Genomic DNA, 18,465 nt, shown 5'->3' with positions numbered 1-18,465 from the left:
CCCGTTAATCACCCAAATCTCACGAATTGGTTATCAGTGACGATTATTGACATTCGTCAGTGATAAATCGATACTCTTCATCAGTCGTCAGCCCGATGGAGAGATCAGATGTTCGTCCGTTCCGTTTTCTCGAGCTATTACAGGCTCTTGACTGGAGCGCTGCTGGCTTTCGCGGTGTTCGCGCTGACCGGCTGCAACGAAAAGGCGGCCGAAAAGGCCGATCCCGGGCGCCCGGTTCTGGTGGCGACCGTCCATTACGAAGCCGAGACCCCTGAGCGCAGTTTTGTTGGCACGATCAAGCCCCGGATCGAAGCCGATATGGGCTTTCGGGTTGCCGGCAAGGTGGCCAAGCGGCTGGTCGAGGTCGGACAGACAGTCGACGTCGATCAGCCCTTGGCCACCCTCGACGAGGTCGATCTGAAGCTGCAGGCCGAGCAGGCCGAGGCCGAATTCCGCGCCGCCACCGGCGTGCTGGCGCAGGCCGCCGCCGCCGAGCAGCGCGCCAAGGATCTGAAGGCCAAGGGCTGGACCACCGACGCCCAGCTCGATTCCGCCAAGGCCGCCGGCGATGAAGCCCGCGCCCGGCTGAACCGCGCCGAGCGCTCGGTCGAGCTGACCAAGAATTCTCTCTCTTACGCAACGCTGGTGGCCGACACGAAGGGTGTCGTCACCGCGACCATGATCGAGCCCGGCCAGGTGGTTGCCGCGGGCCAGGCCTCGATCCGTGTCGCCCGACTTGGTGAGAAGGAAGCCGTCGTCGCGATCCCAGAGACGCTTCTCGCTCGTGCCAGGTCGGGCGTAGCCACGGTTACGCTGTGGTCGGACGCCAAGAAGACCTATGCCGCGAAGCTGCGCGAGGTCGCGCCGCAGGCCGATGCCGCCACCCGCACCTATCTCGCAAAGTTCTCGCTGCCGGATGCCGACGAGGCCGTCTCGCTCGGCATGACCGCGACGCTGACCTTGGCCGACAAGGCCAGCGAGCGGGTGGCAAAACTGCCGCTGTCGGCACTGTACAGCCAGGGCGGCGATCCCTCGCTCTACATCGTCGACGACAAGGGCGAGCTCGCGCTGAAGCCGGTCAAGGTGAAGGGCTATGAGAGCGACAACGTCGTGATCGCCGGCGGCGTCGACGAGGGCGCCAGGGTCGTGACGCTCGGCGTGCAGAAGCTCGATCCGAGCCAGAAGGTACGGGTCGTCTCGTCGCTGTCGTTCTAGTCGCTCGTCATTGCGAGGAGCCAACGGGTCGCGCGATCGCGCGCCCGATGACAGGCTCCGCGACGAAGCAATCCATGTCGTCGCAAGCGGAAGAATGGATTGCTTCGCTTCGCTCGCAATGACGGCTGAAGTCGAAACGAATTGGACTTCGAATTGGACTTGGAGAGTTCGATGAAGCGCTTCAACCTTTCGGCCTGGGCGGTCAGCCATCCGACGCTGGTGCTGTTCCTGATGCTCGTGCTCGGCGCCGCCGGCTTCTTCTCCTACGAGAAGCTCGGCCGCGCCGAGGACCCGTTCTTCACCGTCAAGGTGGTGAACGTCTCGGTGATGTGGCCGGGCGCGACCTCGCAGGAAATGCAGATGCAGGTTGCCGATCCCATCGAGAAGAAGCTGCAGGAGCTGCCGTTCTTCGAGAAGGTGCAGACCTATTCCAAGCCGGGCTTCACCGCGATGCAGGTCACCTTCCGCGACTCGACGCCGCCGAAGGATGTGCCCTATCTCTTCTACCTCCTGCGCAAGAAGCTGGTCGACGTGCAGGGTCAGCTGCCGTCCGGCATCTTAGGTCCCGTGGTCAACGACGAATTCTCCGACGTCGATTCGATCCTCTACATGATGACCGGCGACGGCGCCGATTACGCGCAGCTCAAGAAGGTCGCCGAGGGCTTTCGCCAGCGCCTGCTGAAGGTGCCGGGCGTGACCAAGGTCGACCTCTACGGCATCCAGGACGAGCGCATCTACGTCGAATTCTCCCACGCCAAGCTGGCGACGCTCGGCATCACGCCGCAGGCGCTGTTCGATTCGCTCGCCAAGCAGAACAACGTGACGCCGGCCGGCACCGTGGAAACCTCCTCGCAGCGCGTGCCGCTGCGCGTTACCGGCGCGCTCGACGGCGTCAAGGCGGTGGCCGAGACCCCGGTCGAGAGCAACGGCCGCGTATTCCGGCTCGGCGATATCGCCACCGTCAGCCACGGCTATGTCGATCCGCCGACCTTCACCGTGCGCCAGGAAGGCAAGCCAGCGCTCGGCATCGGCCTCGTCACCGCCAAGGGCGCCAACATCCTCGAGCTCGGCAAGCAGGTGCAGCAGGCCACCGCCGACTTCGTCAAGGCGGTGCCGCAGGGTGTCGAGATCGAGCAGATCGCCGACCAGCCCAAGGTGGTCGAGCACGCCGTCGGCGAGTTCGTGCACTCCTTCGTCGAAGCGCTGGCGATCGTGCTGTTCGTCTCCTTCATAGCGCTCGGCTGGCGCACCGGCATCGTGGTGGCGCTGTCGGTGCCGCTGGTGCTCGGCATCGTCTTCATCGTGATGAACGCGATGTCGCTCGACCTGCACCGCATCACGCTCGGCGCGCTGATCATCGCGCTCGGCCTTCTGGTCGATGACGCCATCATCGCGGTCGAGATGATGGTGGTGAAGATGGAGCAGGGCTGGGACCGCATGAAGGCGGCGTCCTTTGCCTGGGAATCCACCGCGTTTCCGATGCTGACCGGCACGCTGGTCACCGCGGCCGGCTTCCTGCCGATCGGTTTTGCCAATTCTGCGGTCGGCGAATATGCCGGCGGCATCTTCTGGATCGTGGCGATTGCGCTGGTCGCCTCCTGGTTCGTCGCGGTGATCTTCACGCCCTATATCGGCGTCAAGCTGCTGCCCAACATCAAGGTGCACCAGAACCACGACCCGCATGCGATCTACGATACGCGGATGTATCGCGGCCTGCGCCGCGTGGTGCAGTGGTGCGTCAACCACCGCATCACGGTGGTGGCGGCGACCGTCGGCGTGTTCGTCGCCTCGATCGTCGGCTTCGGCCACGTCCAGCAGCAGTTCTTCCCGCTGTCCGAGCGTCCCGAACTGTTCCTGCAGCTCCGGCTGCCGGAAGGCACCGCCTTCAACGTCACCGAGAAGGCCGTGAAGAAGGCCGAGGGCCTGCTCAAGGACGACCAGGACATCGCGACCTACACCGCCTATGTCGGCCAGGGTTCGCCGCGCTTCTGGCTCGGCCTCAACCCGCAGCTGCCGAACGAGGCCTTCGCCGAGATCGTGATCCTCGCCAAGAACGTCGAGGCGCGCGAGCGCGTCAAGGCGAAGATCGAGCAGGCGGCCGCTGACGGCATGCTGAACGAGGCGCGGGTCCGCGTCGACCGCTTCAATTTCGGCCCGCCGGTCGGCTTCCCGGTCCAGTTCCGCGTGATCGGCCCCGACGCCAACAAGGTGCGCGACATCGCCTACCAGGTGCGCGAGATCATGCGCCAGAACCCCAGCGTCAAGGACGTCCAGCTCGACTGGAACGAGCAGTCGCCCTACCTGAAGCTGGTCGTCGACCAGGATCGGGCACGCGCCCTCGGCCTCACCCCGCAGGACGTCTCGCAGGCGCTGTCGATGCTGATCACGGGCGCGCCGGTCACCACGATCCGCGACGGCATCGAAAAGGTCGGCGTGGTCGCCCGCGCCGTGCCGGCCGAGCGGCTCGATCTCGGCCGCGTCGGCGATCTCACCATCACCTCGCGCAACGGCGTGGCGGTGCCGCTGCAGCAGATCGCCAAGCTCGAATATGCCCACGAGGAGCCGATCCTGTGGCGGCGCAACCGCGACATGGCGATCACGGTGCGCTCCGACGTCGTCGACGGCGTGCAGGCGCCCGACGTCACCAACCAGATCGCGCCGAAGCTGAAGGACATCCAGGCCCATCTCGAGCCGGCCTACCGGATCGAGCCGGGCGGAGCGTTCGAGGAATCCGCCAAGGGCAATGCGTCGATCTTCATCCTCTTCCCCGTGATGGTGATGGTGATGCTGACGCTCCTGATGATCCAGCTGCAGAGCTTCTCGCGCCTGTTCCTGGTGTTCCTGACCGCGCCGCTCGGCATCGTCGGCGCTTCGCTCGGGCTCAACGTCGCCAACCAGCCGTTCGGCTTCGTGGCGCTGCTCGGCCTGATCGCGCTGGCCGGCATGATCATGCGCAACGCGGTGATCCTGGTCGACCAGATCGAGAGCGATGTGGCGAGTGGCCTGACCCGGCGCGAGGCGATCATCGAAGCCACCGTCCGGCGCGCCCGGCCGGTGGTGCTGACCGCGCTTGCCGCCATCCTGGCCATGATCCCGCTGTCCCGCTCCGCGTTCTGGGGCCCGATGGCGATCACCATCATGGGTGGATTGTTTGTTGCGACTTTCCTGACCTTGCTGTATTTGCCGGGCCTTTACGCCCTCTGGTTCCGCAAGACCCTGGACGAGTGCGGTCCCAGCGAGCAAGCCGATACTGCGCCGCAGCATGCCGGGAATGCGCAACGTGCAATTCCGCTTGCTGAGGCGGCCGAATAATTGAAGATTGAGTAGGCCAAACATGACGCTCATCTCGGAACATACCGAAACCGATACCCGCGAACGGATTCTCGTGGTGGCGGAGCGTTTGTTCCGGCAGATCGGCTACCTGAAGACCACGGTGGCCGACATCGCCAAAGAGCTGCGGATGAGCCCCGCCAACGTGTACCGCTTCTTCGATTCGAAGAAGTCGATCCACGAGGGCGTGGCCCGGCGGCTGATGGGCGAGGTCGAGCTCGAGGCGCAACGCATTGCCCGGACGCCCGGCCCGGCGGTGGTTCGCCTGCGCGAGGTGATGACGACCGTCAATCGCATGAACACCGAGCGCTATGTCGGTGACAACAAGCTGCACGAGATGGTCGAGATCGCGATGCAGGAGGACTGGGACGTCTGCGTCGCCCACATGGAGATGATCGCGGGCGTCATCGGCGAGGTGATCGCGCACGGCGCGGCCACCGGCGAATTCGAGGTCAAGGACCTGCAGCTCGCCTCGCTGTGCGCCTGCACCGCGATGATGCGCTTCTTCCACCCGCAGATGATCGCCCAGTGCGCCACCAAGCCGGGCCCGACCATCGACGAAATGATCGATTTCGTCATCGCCGGCCTGTCGCCGCGCACCCGGCCCAACTGACCCCCATATACTAACGCACTCGTCAGTTGACTTGCCCGTCATTCCGGGGCGATGCGTAGCATCGAACCCGGAATCTCGAGATTCCGGGTCTGGTGCTAGCGCACCATCCCGGAATGACGAGGAGGCTCCAGCCGTGACCGCGAAAGACCTGCATTTCTACGAGCCGAAGTACGGCCACGGCCTGAAGCACGACCCGTTCAATGCCATCGTCGCGCCGCGCCCGATCGGCTGGATCTCCTCGCGCGACCCCGACGGCAACGTCAACCTTGCGCCCTACAGCTTCTTCAACGCCTTCTGCTACGTGCCGCCGATCATCGGCTTCTCCTCGACCAACTGGAAGGACAGCGTCGCCAACATCCAGGAGACCGGCGAGTTCGTCTGGAATCTGGCGACGATGGATCTCGCCAAGCACATGAACGCGACGGCGGCGCATGTCGCCCGCGACGTCGACGAGTTCAAGCTGGCGGGCCTCACGCAGCTCCCCGGCAAGCTCGTCAACGTGCCGCGCGTCGCCGAGAGCCCGGTGTCGTTCGAGTGCAAGGTCAGCCAGATCGTCCAGCTGCAGGGCGCCGACGGCAAGAAGGCGGAAGCCTGGCTGACGCTCGGCGAGGTCGTCGCCGTCTATATCGACAAGGCCTTCATCAAGGACGGCGTCTACCAGACCGCGCTCACCCACCCGATCGTCCGCGCCGGCCGCCGAGGCGATTATTTCGAGATCAAGCCGGAAAACATGTTCGAGATGATCCGGCCGGATTGAGCCGCGCTCTATCGTCTCCCTCTCCCCGTTCTTCACGGGGAGAGGGCGGGGTGAGGGGCCGCCTCCGCGAGTCGTGAACGCAGTGAGACCTGTACCCCCTCACCCGGGAACGCATCTGCCGATGCGCTCCGACCTCTCCCCGCAAGCGGGGAGAGGTGAAGGCGCCAGCCCGCGCGCCGTCATTGCGAGGAGCGAAGCGACGAAGCAATCCATCCATCCACGCGCGGGATAGATGGATTGCTTCGCTTCGCTCGCAACGACGCGGTGAAGAGCGCGCACGCAGCGCCGTGACCTTTTCGCGCGCAGGCATGAAAAACCGTCACTCGCAACCTCGCCGGGAGCAGTCTAACCTCCACCCGCCAGGCCGGATCAACGGCCGGTCAACCCAGTGGGAGGATGCGATGACACGCCAACAGAAGCGCGATCCAAACGTTTCACGACGAACGCTTGTCCAGGGTCTTGCGGTCACCGCAGCCGCCGGCGCAACGGGTATCGGCAGCGCACTGGCCCAGAACGCCGCCCCGGTCGGACCGCCGACCACGATCACCAGCCCGCCGCGCGACTTCAGCCCGCGCGGGGCGCCGACCACCTACTTCTGGGACCCCGACGTCATCGCGGTCGATCCGTCCTTCAACGACCTCGCCCAGCCGAACACCTCGATCAAGCGTCTCTACACGGGACTGCTCTGGGCCGAGGGGCCGGCCTGGAGCTCGCAGGGCCGCTATCTCCTGTGGAGCGACATCCCCAACAACCGGCAGACGCGCTGGTCGGAAGATGACGGCCATGTCAGCGTGTTCCGCACGCCGTCCAACAACTCGAACGGCAACTCGTTCGACTTCCAGGGCCGCCAGCTGTCCTGCGAACATCTGACCCGCCGCGTGACGCGCTACGAGCACGACGGCACCGCGACGGTGCTCGCCGATTCCTACAATGGCAAGCGCCTGAACTCGCCGAACGATATCGTCGCGCATCCCGACGGCAGCTACTGGTTCACCGATCCGCCCTATGGCGGCCAGCTCTACGAGGGTGAGCCCGACGCCGCGAGCGGCCCGAGCAACCCCGCCGGCAAGCTCAATCCGCGGATCGGCCAGCCGGCGGGCTTCGTACCGGGCAAGCGCGAGCTGCCGACCAACTGCTACCGCATCGATCCCTCCGGCCGCGTCGATCTCGTGGTGACCGAGGACCAGGTGCCTGACCCGAACGGCCTCTGCTTCTCGCCGGATTACAAGAAGCTCTACGTGGTCTCGACCGGCAAGGGGCCAGGCGACAGCGGTCCGGGCGGCAAGGGCGACGTCTTCGTGTTCGATGTCGGCGCCGACAACAAGCTCTCGAACGGCAAGCGCTTCAGCGATTTCATGATCGACGGCGTGAAGTGCGGACCCGACGGCATCCGCTGCGACGTCAACGGCAATGTCTGGTGCTCCAGCAATGCCGGCCGCGCCGTCGGCTACAGCGGCGTGACGGTGTGGTCGCCGGACGGCAAGCTGCTCGGCCGCATCCGCCTGCCGGAGGTCTGCGGCAACATCACCTTCGGCGGCCCCAAGCGCAACCGCCTGTTCATGGCCGCCAGCCAGTCGCTCTACGCGGTCTACCTGGCCACCCAGGGCGCCGGACCGGGCTGACTTGCGTCACCTCTCCCCAGCGGGGAGAGGTCGATTTGCGCAGCAAATCGGTGAGGGGCCGCGGCTCCAACGAGAGACCATAACCCCTCACCCGGCGCTCCGCGCCGACCTCTCCCAATGGGAGAGGTGAGCACCGCGCACCCCCCGCTACCTGATTGCCGCACCTCGGTTTTCGGAACCCGACGCGCGGCGCGCCGTTAACGAACGGCGTGCTGGCCGCGTCAATTTCGCTTTATTTGAACAGCGAAGTGTTCACCGGTGAACGGCACTTTCCGATAAGATCAGCTATCCGCGCTGCCGTTTCATGAGGACCGCCATGAGCTTCCGCCGCGACAATATTACAAAACCGATCTTCTCCTGGGCGCGTGGCGTGCTGCCGACGATGTCGGACACCGAGCGCGAGGCGCTGGAGGCCGGCGACGTCTGGTGGGATGCCGATCTCTTCACCGGCAATCCCGACTGGCCGAAATTCCTCGCCTATGCGCCGGCCAAGCTGACCGACGAGGAGCACGCCTTCCTGCACGGCCCGGTCGACGAGCTCTGCAAGATGCTCGACGAGTGGAAGATCAATTGGGAATGGCGCGACCTGCCGCCCGAGGTCTGGTCCTTCATCAAGGCGAACAAATTCTTCGGCATGATCATCCCGAAGGAGTTCGGCGGCCTCGGCTTCTCGCCCTATGCGCATTCGGAAGTGGTGCGCAAAATCTCCTCGCGCTCGCTGACCGCGGCCGTCACCGTGATGGTGCCGAACTCACTCGGGCCGGGCGAACTGCTGATGCGCTTCGGCACCAGGGAGCAGCAGGAGAAATGGCTGCCGCGCCTCGCCGACGGCCGCGACATTCCCTGCTTCGGCCTGACCAGCCCCGAGGCCGGCTCGGACGCTGCCTCGATGGTCGACACCGGCATCATCTGCAAGGGAATGTTCGAAGGCCGTGAGGTGATCGGCCTGAGGCTGAACTGGCACAAGCGCTACATCACGCTCGGCCCGGTCGCAACGCTGCTCGGCCTCGCCTTCAAGGCCTATGATCCCGATCATCTGGTCGGCCAGGAAGAAGAGCTCGGCATCACGGTGGCGCTGATCCCGACCCATCTGCCTGGCGTCTCGATCGGCCACCGCCATCTGCCCGCGATGCAGGTGTTCCAGAATGGCCCGAATTGGGGTCGCGACGTCTTCATCCCGCTCGACTACATCATCGGCGGCCAAGAGCGGCTCGGCCAGGGCTGGAAGATGCTGATGACCGCGCTCGCCGCCGGCCGCGGCATTTCGCTGCCGTCGCTGTCGGCCGCCGGCGCCGCCTATGCCGCGCGCACCACCGGCGCCTATGCCCGCATCCGCGAGCAGTTCGGCATCTCGATCTCCAAGTTCGAGGGCATCGAGGAGCCGCTGGCGCGCATTGCCGGCACCGCCTACCTGCTCGACGCCGCGCGGCGACTGACCTGCGCCGCGCTGAACGAGGGGCATCATCCCGCCGTCATCTCCGGCATCATGAAGCTGCACGCCACCGAGCGGATGCGGATCGCGATCGACGACGCCATGGACATCCATGGCGGCAAGGCCGTGATCGACGGGCCGCAAAACTATCTCGGCAACCTCTACCGCTCGGTGCCGGTCGGCATCACGGTCGAAGGCGCCAACATCCTCACCCGCAACCTGATCGTGTTCGGGCAGGGCGCGATCCGCGCCCATCCCTACCTGCTGCAGGAGATGAATGCGCTCGGCGACACCGATCGCGAGAAGGGGCTGACCGCGTTCGACACCGCGTTCTGGAAGCATGTCGGCCACAGTCTTGCGACCATGTTCCGCGCCTGGGGCCGCAGCTGGACCTTTGGCCTGTTCGCGCCGGCGCCCGATGCCGGCGAGGCGACGGAATATTATCGCCAGCTGTCGCGCTATTCGTCGGCCTTCGCGCTGTGCGCCGACATGGCGCTGCTCACGCTCGGCGGCGCGCTGAAGCGCAAGGAGATGCTCTCCGCCCGCTTCGGCGACATTCTCTCTGAGCTCTATCTGCTCTCTGCTGTGCTGAAGCGCTGGCAGGACGAGGGCCGGCAGAAGGAGGATCTGCCGGCGCTGGAATGGTGCATGGCGACCGGTTTCAAGACCATCGAGAACCGCTTTGCGGAAATCCTCGCCAATCTGCCCAACCGCTTCGTCGCGATCATCCTGAAATTCCTGGTCCAGCCATTCGGCGCACGCGTCGTCGGACCGTCGGATCGTGTCGTGCATCAATGCGCGCAGCTCGTGCTGTCGCCATCGGCGGCGCGCGATCGCCTGACGCCCGATCTCGCCTTTGTCGACGATGACGGCGGCATCGCGCGGCTGGAGAAGGCCTTCCGCCTCGTGCACGAGGCCGAGGATGCCGCCAAGCAGCTGCGTGCGGCGCGCATCCATGACTGGAAAGAGGCAGTCAAGAAGGGCGTCATCACCGAGAGCGACGGCGCCAGACTCGCGGCCGCTCATGAAGCCGTCACAAAAGTCATCGAGGTCGATGATTTTGCGCCCGAGGCGCTGTCCCCGATTTACAAGAAATCCGCCGACGTGCATCAGTTCTTCCAGGAGCTTGGTGAGCAGAGGGCGGCGAGCTGATGGCGCGACCGGTCTTTATCGTCGACGGCAGCAGGACGCCGTTCCTGAAGGCGCGCTCCGGTCCCGGCCCGTTCACCCCGGTCGATCTCGCCGTGCAATGCGGCCGGCCGCTGTTGGCGCGCCAGCCGTTCGCGCCCACCGCCTTCGACCAGGTGATCCTCGGCTGCGTCAACGTCATCGCCGACGAGATGAATCCGGCCCGCGTCGCGGCGCTCAGGCTCGGCATGGGCGAGCAGATGGTCGCCTTCACGGTGCAGATCAATTGCGGCTCCGGCATGCAGTCGATCGACACCGGCTATCGCTATATCCGCGAGGGCATTTCCGACCTCATCCTCGCCGGCGGCGCCGAGGCGTTGAGCCACGCGCCGCTGGTGTGGCCGAATTCCGGCGTGCGCTGGTTCGCGGGCCTTGCCGGCGCCAAGGGCATCGGCGCCAAGATCATGGCGGCGCTGAAGGTCAAGCCGAGCTATCTCAAACCGATCATCGGGCTCGAGCGCGGGCTGACCGATCCGATCACCGAGCTCAACATGGGGCAAACCGCCGAGAAGGTCGGCCATCTCTTCGGTATCACCCGCGCCCAGTCCGACGCCTATGCCGCCGAAAGCCACCAGCGGCTGGCGAATGCGCAGAAGCAGGGTTTTCTCAAGGGCGAGGTCGAGACCGCGTTCTCTCGCGACGGCAAGTTCTACGATCATGACGACGGCGTCCGCCCCGACTCGACGCCGGAGACGCTCGCAAAACTGAGGCCGGTGTTCGAGCGCCCCTGGGGCCAGGTCACCGCCGGCAATTCCTCGCAGATCACCGACGGCGCCTCCTGGGTGATCCTCGCGTCCGAGAAGGCGGTGGCCAAGCACGCCTTGACGCCGAAGGCCGTCATTCTCGACAGCCAGTGGTCGGCGCTCGATCCGTCGATTATGGGGCTCGGTCCGGTGCTGTCGGCGAGCGCGCTGCTGAAGCGTAATGACTTGACCTTGCAGGACGTCGAGACCTGGGAGCTGAACGAGGCGTTCGCCACCCAGGTGCTCGGCTGCCTCGCCGCCTGGAACGACGACAAATTCTGCCGCGAGATTCTCGGCCTCGACGGCGCCGCCGGCGAGATCGACCGCGCAAAACTCAACGTCGACGGCGGGGCGATCAGCCTCGGTCATCCCGTCGGCACCAGCGGCAACCGCATCGTGCTGCATCTGGTCAACGCGATGAAGCGGCTCGGCACCAGGCGCGGCGTCGCCACCGAATGTATCGGCGGCGGGCAGGGCGGCGCGATGTTGATTGAGATGGTGTGATCATGGATTCTCGGATCATGGACCTTCTCGCCGACCGCGTGCTCGAGCTCGGGCCGGCGCCGGCTGCCGACAGCCCGTACAAGAATTTCAAGCTGACCCGCGACGAGGACGGCATCGCCTGGCTGCTGTTCGATCGCGCCGGGGCCAGCGCCAACACGCTGTCGGCCGATCTGCTGGAAGAGCTCGACGCTGTTGTCACCGCGCTGGAGAGCCAGCGGCCGACCGGGCTCGTGATCCGCTCGGCGAAAAAAAGCGGCTTCATCGCCGGCGCCGATGTCAACGAATTCCGCGGCGCCAGCGATCCGCGTGCGGTCGAGACCGAGATCGGCCGCGCGCATGCGGTGATCGACCGGCTCGAGGCGCTGCGCGTGCCGTCGGTCGCGGTGATCCACGGCTTCTGCCTCGGCGGCGGCCTCGAGGTCGCGCTCGCCTGCCAGATGCGGATCGCGATCGACGACGCGCGGTTCGGCTTTCCCGAGGTGATGCTCGGCCTGCATCCCGGGCTCGGCGGCACCGTGCGCTTCACCGAGCTGGTCAACCCGCTGCAGGCGATGACCCTGATGCTGACCGGCCGGACCATCGACGCCCGCCGCGCCAAGGCGCTCGGCCTGGTCGATGCCGTGACGCAGGAGCGCCACGTCCGCAATGCGGTCAAGGACGCGGTGTTCGGCCGGCTCAAGCGCACGAGACCCGGCGCGCTCAACAAGCTGCTCAATCTCGGCGCCGCCAGAGGCTTTCTCGCCTCCCGAATGCGCCGCGAGGCCGAGAAGGCGGCGCCGCACGCGCATTATCCGGCGCCCTACGCGCTGATCGATCTCTGGGAGAAGCATGCCGGCAACCGCGCGACGATGCTGAACGCGGAGAAGGCCTCGTTCGCCAATTTGATGGTGACGCCATCAGCGCAGAATTTGATCCGCGTCTTCTTCCTGCGCGAGCAGATGAAGAAGGCCGCCGGCCCCGGCAACAAGGTGCAGCACGTCCATGTCATCGGCGCCGGCGCGATGGGCGGCGACATCGCGGCCTGGTGCGCCAACCAGGACATGCGGGTGACCTTGGCCGACATGAAGGCCGAGCCGATCGCCGGCGTGATGAAGCGGGCCTCCGAGCTGTTCGGCAAGATCAAGCGCAAGAAGATCGACCAGCGCGACGCGCTCGACCGCCTGGTCCCCGACATGGACGGCGAGGGCGTCCGCAACGCCGACCTGATCATTGAGGCGGTGCCGGAGAAGCTCGAGCTGAAGCAGAAGGTCTATGCCTCGCTCGAGCCGCGGATGAAGCCGGGCGCGATCCTCGCCACCAACACTTCCAGCATCCCGCTGCAGGATTTGCGCACCACGCTTGCCCGGCCGGAGCGGCTGCTCGGCCTGCATTTCTTCAATCCGGTGTCGCGGCTGCAACTCGTCGAGGTCGTCAAGCACGACGGCACCGAAGCGACGCTATTGAAGGAGGCGCTGGCCTTCGTCGGCGCGATCGACCGCCTGCCGCTGCCGGTTAAGAGCTCGCCGGGCTTTCTCGTCAACCGCGCGCTGACGCCCTACATGCTGGAAGCGATGATGATGCTGGACGAGAAGACCGACCAGCGCCTGATCGACGCGGCGGCCGTGCAGTTCGGCATGCCGATGGGCCCGATCGAGCTCGCCGACCAGGTCGGCCTCGATATCTGCCTCGACGTTGGCGACATGCTGCGCTCGAAGTTCGGCGATGCGCTGCCGCCGACGCCGGCCTGGCTGCGCGACAAGGTCGCCAAAGGCGAGCTCGGCCGCAAGACCGGCAAGGGCTTCTACACCTGGAAGGACGGCAAGGCGGAGAAAGCGCCGCTGCCGGAGACCGGCCCCAAGGTGACCGACGAGATGATCGACCGCCTGGTGCTGCCGATCTCCAATGTCTGCGTCGCCGCGCTGCGCGAAGGCATCGTCGACAACGCCGACATGGTCGACGGCGCGATGATCTTCGGCACCGGCTATGCGCCGTTCCGTGGCGGCCCGCTCAACTACGCGCGCAGCCGCGGCGTCGACAATGTGGTGTCGACCATGCAGACGCTGATGCGCAAGTTCGGCGGACGATTTGCGCCCGATCCCGGCTGGGAGGCTTTCAAGTGACCGACTCGCAAACGACCGACGTCCATGCTCACCCGCCGCTCTCCACCGACGCCGAGCCGCAGGGCGATCTCTGCATCCGCACGCTGGCGATGCCGGCCGACACCAATGCCAATGGTGACATCTTCGGCGGCTGGCTGCTCAGCCAGATGGATGTCGGCGGCGGCGTGTTCGCCTCCAAGGTCGCGAAGTCGCGCACCGTGACGGTCGCGATCGATGCGATGAACTTCCGCAAGCCCGTCTATGTCGGCGATCTGGTCTCGGTGCACGCCACGCTGGTGCGGCTTGGCCGCACCTCGATCACGGTGCATCTCGAAGCCTGGGTGCTGCGCCGCCGCGCGCAGCAAGCCATTTTGGTGACTGACGGCAATTTTACCTATGTTTCGATCGACGAACACGGCCAGCCGCAGCCGATCCAGCGCGACGGTGCGACGATCACGACCTAAAGCATGATCCGGAAAAGTGCGAAGCGGTTTTCCGAAAAGATCATGCTCAAACAAGGCGCGGGCGCGAGGAACAAACCGCCAGCAACCCCGTTGTCGGCCCGGAATCAAACAGAGGCCGACTATGTCTGATAGCTACGTGATCGAAGTGAGTTCGCAGACCGCGGGTATCGTGGTGCGAGATATCAGTGGTTACCGGTTCTTTGCTGCGTCGCACCGTTTCGCCCCCCTCGAGGGCCAGATTTTCCGCAACGCCCGCGAAGCCGAACGCGCCGCACGCCGTCTCGTGACCGGCCAGACCTTGCAGATGGCGTCGTAGGAGAGATGTCGTTCCGGGGCGATGCGATAGCATCGAACCCGGAATTCCCCGGTGCGCAATCGCGCACCTGAGGTCTGGTGCTGCGCAGCATCCCGGAATGACAGAAGCGCGATCGTTGACCTCTGCGCCGAACAGTCGCAGCATGGGCGACTCGCCGCTTCAAGGGTGCCACCGTGGCCGGACTTTCCCATCGCCAGACCGAGATCCTTAACATCGCACGCGCGTTCGGCCGGGTCATGGTGGAGGATCTGGCAAAGCGTTTCGAGGTCTCGGCGCAGACGATTCGCAAGGACCTCAACGATCTCTGCGACCAGCGCTCGCTGACCCGCATCCACGGCGGCGCGATCATCGCCTCCGGCGTGGAAAATCTTGCCTATGAGGCCCGCCGATTCGTCGCCGCCGAGGAGAAGAAGGCGATCGGCGCCGCCGCCGCGGCGCGGATCCCGAACGGCTGCTCCCTGTTCATCAACATCGGCACCACGACGGAGGAAGTCGCGAGCGCGCTGACCTCGCACGAGGACCTGCTCGTCATCACCAATAACCTCAACGTCGCGATGCTGCTGTATCGCCATCCGCGCATCGAGGTGGTGGTCGCCGGCGGCACGGTGCGACGCGCCGACGGCGCCGTGGTCGGCTCGACCGCGACGCAATTGATCGGCCAGTTCAAGGTCGACTACGCCATCATCGGCGCCTCCGCGATCGACGAGGAGGGCGCCTTGCTCGATTTCGACTATCGCGAGGTGCAGGTCGCACAGGCGATCATCGCCAACGCCCGCAACGTCATGCTGGTGTCGGATGCGACAAAGCTCCGCCGCAGCGCGCCGGTACGGATCGCCCATATCAGCCAGATCCAGACCTTTATCACCGACTCGCCGCTGCCGACCGGCCTTGCCAACATTTGCCACAGCCGCGGCATCGAAGTGGTGGTGGCGATGGACAAGCCGCAACCCGACATCGACGACACCGCCGCCGAGCCCGCCCCGGCCACGCTACGCAGCGCGTAGCCTCAAGTCTCCACACGCACACTATCAACCCGTCACCCTGAGAGTGTGTGAAGCTTTGTCCGCAGCTACACCTGTCATCGCCCGGTTTAACCGGGCGATCCAGTACGCCGCGGCCTCTCGGATCAATCACCACTGCCTCTGGAATACTGGATCACCCGCCTGCGCGGGTGATGACACCGAGCAAGTTGAGCAAACCAACCCGTCACCCCCGCGCAACGGCTTCGCCGTTGTCGCTGGAGGTGGCCGCTTCTTCAGCGGCCCTCGAAGGGTCGACGGCCACCAGCGCGGGCCGTGCACCCTTCGAGGCTCGCCTAGCGGCGCAAATTGCGCCGCTAGGCGCGTACCTCAGGGTGACGGGTCCGGCAATGGCCACCTAACCCGACCGAAGGCACTTGCCTAAAAAATCCCCAGCGCAAGGTTCCCATTTTCGGTTTGCTTTCGTTTTTGGTTGTGATCTAATGCAATCCGAAAGTAAGACCGCCAAAGCGAAGACGGTTTGCCGGGGAAGCGTTCTTGGATCGAATTTACGACCTCGCCATCATTGGAGGCGGTGTGAATGGCTGCGGCATCGCGCGCGATGCGGCGGGCCGGGGCAACTCTGTTTTCCTTTGTGAAATGAATGACTTGGCGAGCGGGACGTCGTCCTGGTCGACCAAGCTCGTGCATGGCGGACTGCGCTACCTCGAATATTACGAGTTTCGTCTGGTGCGCGAGGCGCTGATCGAGCGCGAAATCCTCTGGCAGATCGCGCCCCACATCATCCGCCCCTTGCGCTTCGTTTTGCCGCATCACGCCGGCCTGCGTCCGGCCTGGCTGCTGCGGCTCGGCCTGTTCCTGTACGACCACATCGGCGGCCGCCATCTGCTGCCGGCGACGCGCTCGCTGGATCTCACGCGGGACGCGGTCGGCAAGCCGCTGATCCCGGGCCGCTACAGCAAGGGCTTTGAGTATTCCGACTGCTTCGTCGACGACGCGCGGCTGGTCGCGCTGACCGCGCGCGATGCCGCCGATCGCGGCGCCGAGATCCGCACCCGCACCCGCGCAGTCGAGATCAGGCAGGTCGACGGCGTCTGGCACGTCACGGTCGAGGACCGCGACAGCGGTGTGCGCGAGACCATCAAGTCGCGCGTCTTGGTCAATGCCGGCGGTCCCTGGGTCGAGCAGGTGCTGTCGTCCGGCGCCGGCGTCAATGCGCGCGCAAAGGTGCGGCTGGTGCAGGGCTCGCACATCGTGGTGAAGAAGCTCTACGACCACGACCGCGCCTACATTTTCCAGAATGCCGACGGCCGCATCATCTTCGTCATCCCCTATCAGGGCGATTTCTCGCTGATCGGCACCACCGACCGCGACTATGACGGCGACCCGGCCAAGGTGAAGGCGACGGCCGAGGAGATCGCCTATCTCTGCGCCTCCGCCAGCGAATACCTCGCCAAGCCGGTGAAGCCCGAGGACGTGGTCTGGGACTATTCCGGCGTGCGACCGCTGTATGACGACGGCGCCAGCGAAGCCAAGGCCGCGACCCGCGACTATGTGTTCGAACTCGACACGCCCGGCGGTGCTCCGCTGCTGTCGATCTATGGCGGCAAGATCACGACCTATCGCCGGCTCGCCGAAGAGGCGCTGGAGCGGCTGGCGCCCTATCTGCGCAGCGCGAAGGCCAAGGAAGGCTGGACCGGCAAGGCGCCGCTGCCCGGCGGCGACATGGATGTCTCCGCGGTCACGGCGCTGTCGGCTGAACTCGTGCGCAGCTATCCGTTCCTCGCGCAGCCGCACGCCAATCGCCTCGCGCATGCGTACGGCACGCGCGCCACAAAACTGCTGGGCAATGCAGCATCGGCCGATGATCTCGGCCGCGCCTTCGGCGCCACCTTGACGGAGAGCGAAGTCAGGTACCTGATGGCCAACGAGTGGGCGCGGACCGCGGAAGACGTCGTCTGGCGACGATCCAAGCTGGGCCTGCGGATGACGGCGAGTGAAATCGCCGCGCTCGACGAGTGGATGGCCGCCAACCGCGTCTCGGGTGAACGTCCCCTTCGCGAAGCGGGAGGACGGACATGAGCGTCGCGCTGCAAAACGTCACGCGGACCGTGGATGGCATTCCGACCATCCGCGATGTCTCGCTGACGCTGGAGCGTGGCACGCTCAGCGTGCTGCTCGGGCCGACGCTGTCGGGCAAGACTTCGATCATGCGGCTGCTTGCCGGCCTCGACAAGCCGGCCACCGGGCGCGTGCTGGTCGACGGCAAGGACGTCACCGGCGCCGACGTGCGGCAGCGCTCGGTTGCGATGGTCTACCAGCAGTTCATCAACTATCCCTCGCTGACGGTCTACGAGAACATCGCCTCGCCGCTGCGGGTGCAGGGCAAGCCGCGCGCCGAGATCGAGCAGCGCGTCGCGGAAGCCGCCCATCTGCTGCGGCTCGAGCCGTTCCTGAAGCGCACGCCGCTGCAACTCTCCGGCGGCCAGCAGCAGCGCACGGCGATCGCGCGGGCGCTGGTCAAGGGCGCCGACCTCGTGCTGCTCGACGAGCCGCTCGCCAATCTCGACTACAAGCTGCGCGAGGAATTGCGCACCGAGCTGCCGCGCATCTTCGAGGCGTCGGGGGCGATCTTCGTCTACGCCACCACCGAGCCCTCCGAAGCGCTGCTGCTCGGCGGCGACACCGTGTGCATGTGGGAGGGCAAGGCGCTGCAGGTCGGCGCGACGCCAAAGGTCTACCGCCACCCCGACACGCTGCGGGTCGCGCAGGTGTTCTCCGATCCGCCGCTCAACATCATCGGCATCGAGAAGAAGGGCGGGCAGGTGACTTACGGCGGCGGCGAGCAGGCCCCGGCGGCCGGCCTCTATGCCAATTTGCCCAACGGCACCTACCGCGTCGGTTTTCGCGCGCATCAGCTCGAGGTCGGCAGCGCCGCCGCGGGACGCCACAAATTCTCCGCCGCCGTGACGGTGACCGAGATCACCGGCTCGGAGAGCTTTGTGCATTTGCATGTCCATGGATCGAATTGGGTCGCGGTGCTGCACGGCGTGCACGAGTACGAGCCGGGGCAGATGCTGGACGCCGCGCTCGATCCCGACAATATCTTCGTGTTCGACGCGTCCGACCGCCTGGTCGCGTCGCCTGCAACAGCGTTTTCAAGCGAAGTGCGCGGCGGTTCGCGTGAAGCGAACGCGCCGATCAAGCAGAGCAAGTGAGGGAG

The 18,465-nt window shown here is 65.7% G+C and carries 13 protein-coding genes; all 13 read left to right on the top strand.

Going from position 1 to position 18,465, the window contains the following annotated elements; all coding sequences use genetic code 11:
• The first annotated feature begins 108 nt into the window (after window positions 1-108).
• The 13 genes from CI41S_RS40240 to CI41S_RS40180 all read left to right on the top strand — a co-directional run bounded on the left by CI41S_RS40240 (window position 109) and on the right by CI41S_RS40180 (window position 18,460).
• Window positions 109-1,215: an efflux RND transporter periplasmic adaptor subunit gene (locus tag CI41S_RS40240; RefSeq protein ID WP_139864511.1), complete on the top strand. Its 1,107-nt coding sequence runs from the start codon at window positions 109-111 to the stop codon at window positions 1,213-1,215.
• Window positions 1,216-1,386: 171 nt separating this feature from the next.
• The gene (locus CI41S_RS40235) at window positions 1,387-4,527 is read left to right on the top strand and encodes an efflux RND transporter permease subunit (protein ID WP_139864510.1); all 3,141 of its coding nucleotides are present in this window, start codon (window positions 1,387-1,389) and stop codon (window positions 4,525-4,527) included.
• 22 nt (window positions 4,528-4,549) lie between these two features.
• A complete protein-coding gene (locus CI41S_RS40230; RefSeq protein WP_139864509.1) occupies window positions 4,550-5,158 on the top strand; it encodes a TetR/AcrR family transcriptional regulator in 609 nt (202 codons plus the stop codon).
• Window positions 5,159-5,291: 133 nt separating this feature from the next.
• Window positions 5,292-5,915, top strand: coding sequence for a flavin reductase family protein (locus CI41S_RS40225; protein ID WP_139864508.1), 624 nt, complete (start codon window positions 5,292-5,294; stop codon window positions 5,913-5,915).
• 401 nt (window positions 5,916-6,316) lie between these two features.
• Complete coding sequence (locus CI41S_RS40220; RefSeq protein WP_139864507.1) at window positions 6,317-7,537, top strand: SMP-30/gluconolactonase/LRE family protein; 1,221 nt, start codon at window positions 6,317-6,319, stop codon at window positions 7,535-7,537.
• A gap of 316 nt (window positions 7,538-7,853) precedes the next feature.
• Window positions 7,854-10,121: an acyl-CoA dehydrogenase gene (locus CI41S_RS40215; protein ID WP_172628384.1), complete on the top strand. Its 2,268-nt coding sequence runs from the start codon at window positions 7,854-7,856 to the stop codon at window positions 10,119-10,121.
• Window positions 10,121-11,404 (top strand): acetyl-CoA C-acetyltransferase, encoded by a 1,284-nt coding sequence (locus tag CI41S_RS40210; protein WP_139864505.1) that lies wholly within the window; start codon window positions 10,121-10,123, stop codon window positions 11,402-11,404. The genes CI41S_RS40215 and CI41S_RS40210 overlap by 1 nt, the downstream gene beginning before the upstream one ends.
• A gap of 2 nt (window positions 11,405-11,406) precedes the next feature.
• Window positions 11,407-13,503 carry a 3-hydroxyacyl-CoA dehydrogenase NAD-binding domain-containing protein gene (locus CI41S_RS40205; RefSeq protein ID WP_139864504.1) on the top strand — a complete coding sequence of 699 codons (2,097 nt, stop codon included), beginning with the start codon at window positions 11,407-11,409 and terminating at the stop codon, window positions 13,501-13,503.
• Between the two features lie 89 nt (window positions 13,504-13,592).
• Window positions 13,593-13,946, top strand: a complete 354-nt coding sequence (locus CI41S_RS40200; RefSeq protein WP_139481262.1) for an acyl-CoA thioesterase — start codon at window positions 13,593-13,595, stop codon at window positions 13,944-13,946.
• A gap of 121 nt (window positions 13,947-14,067) precedes the next feature.
• Window positions 14,068-14,262 (top strand): hypothetical protein, encoded by a 195-nt coding sequence (locus CI41S_RS40195; protein ID WP_139481051.1) that lies wholly within the window; start codon window positions 14,068-14,070, stop codon window positions 14,260-14,262.
• Between the two features lie 173 nt (window positions 14,263-14,435).
• Window positions 14,436-15,266, top strand: coding sequence for a DeoR/GlpR family DNA-binding transcription regulator (locus CI41S_RS40190; protein ID WP_139481050.1), 831 nt, complete (start codon window positions 14,436-14,438; stop codon window positions 15,264-15,266).
• 513 nt (window positions 15,267-15,779) lie between these two features.
• The gene (gene glpD, locus CI41S_RS40185) at window positions 15,780-17,324 is read left to right on the top strand and encodes a glycerol-3-phosphate dehydrogenase (RefSeq protein ID WP_139482142.1); all 1,545 of its coding nucleotides are present in this window, start codon (window positions 15,780-15,782) and stop codon (window positions 17,322-17,324) included.
• Window positions 17,321-18,460, top strand: coding sequence for an ABC transporter ATP-binding protein (locus tag CI41S_RS40180; RefSeq protein WP_139482141.1), 1,140 nt, complete (start codon window positions 17,321-17,323; stop codon window positions 18,458-18,460). Before glpD ends, CI41S_RS40180 begins: the two co-directional genes overlap by 4 nt.
• Window positions 18,461-18,465: the final 5 nt, after the last annotated feature.

Source organism: Bradyrhizobium ivorense (assembly GCF_900696085.1).
GTDB classification, from domain to species: Bacteria; Pseudomonadota; Alphaproteobacteria; order Rhizobiales; family Xanthobacteraceae; genus Bradyrhizobium; species Bradyrhizobium ivorense.
This window is presented reverse-complemented; position numbering and strand designations above follow the sequence as displayed.

Bases quoted from the DNA above. Each gene is read 5' to 3' on its own strand.
- CI41S_RS40240 (WP_139864511.1), top strand. From the start codon at position 109: ATGTTCGTCCGTTCCGTTTTCTCGAGCTATTACAGGCTCTTGACTGGA.
- CI41S_RS40235 (WP_139864510.1), top strand. From the start codon at position 1,387: ATGAAGCGCTTCAACCTTTCGGCCTGGGCGGTCAGCCATCCGACGCTG.
- CI41S_RS40230 (WP_139864509.1), top strand. From the start codon at position 4,550: ATGACGCTCATCTCGGAACATACCGAAACCGATACCCGCGAACGGATT.
- CI41S_RS40220 (WP_139864507.1), top strand. From the start codon at position 6,317: ATGACACGCCAACAGAAGCGCGATCCAAACGTTTCACGACGAACGCTT.
- CI41S_RS40215 (WP_172628384.1), top strand. From the start codon at position 7,854: ATGAGCTTCCGCCGCGACAATATTACAAAACCGATCTTCTCCTGGGCG.
- CI41S_RS40210 (WP_139864505.1), top strand. From the start codon at position 10,121: ATGGCGCGACCGGTCTTTATCGTCGACGGCAGCAGGACGCCGTTCCTG.
- CI41S_RS40205 (WP_139864504.1), top strand. From the start codon at position 11,407: ATGGATTCTCGGATCATGGACCTTCTCGCCGACCGCGTGCTCGAGCTC.
- CI41S_RS40200 (WP_139481262.1), top strand. From the start codon at position 13,593: ATGCCGGCCGACACCAATGCCAATGGTGACATCTTCGGCGGCTGGCTG.
- CI41S_RS40195 (WP_139481051.1), top strand. From the start codon at position 14,068: ATGTCTGATAGCTACGTGATCGAAGTGAGTTCGCAGACCGCGGGTATC.
- CI41S_RS40180 (WP_139482141.1), top strand. From the start codon at position 17,321: ATGAGCGTCGCGCTGCAAAACGTCACGCGGACCGTGGATGGCATTCCG.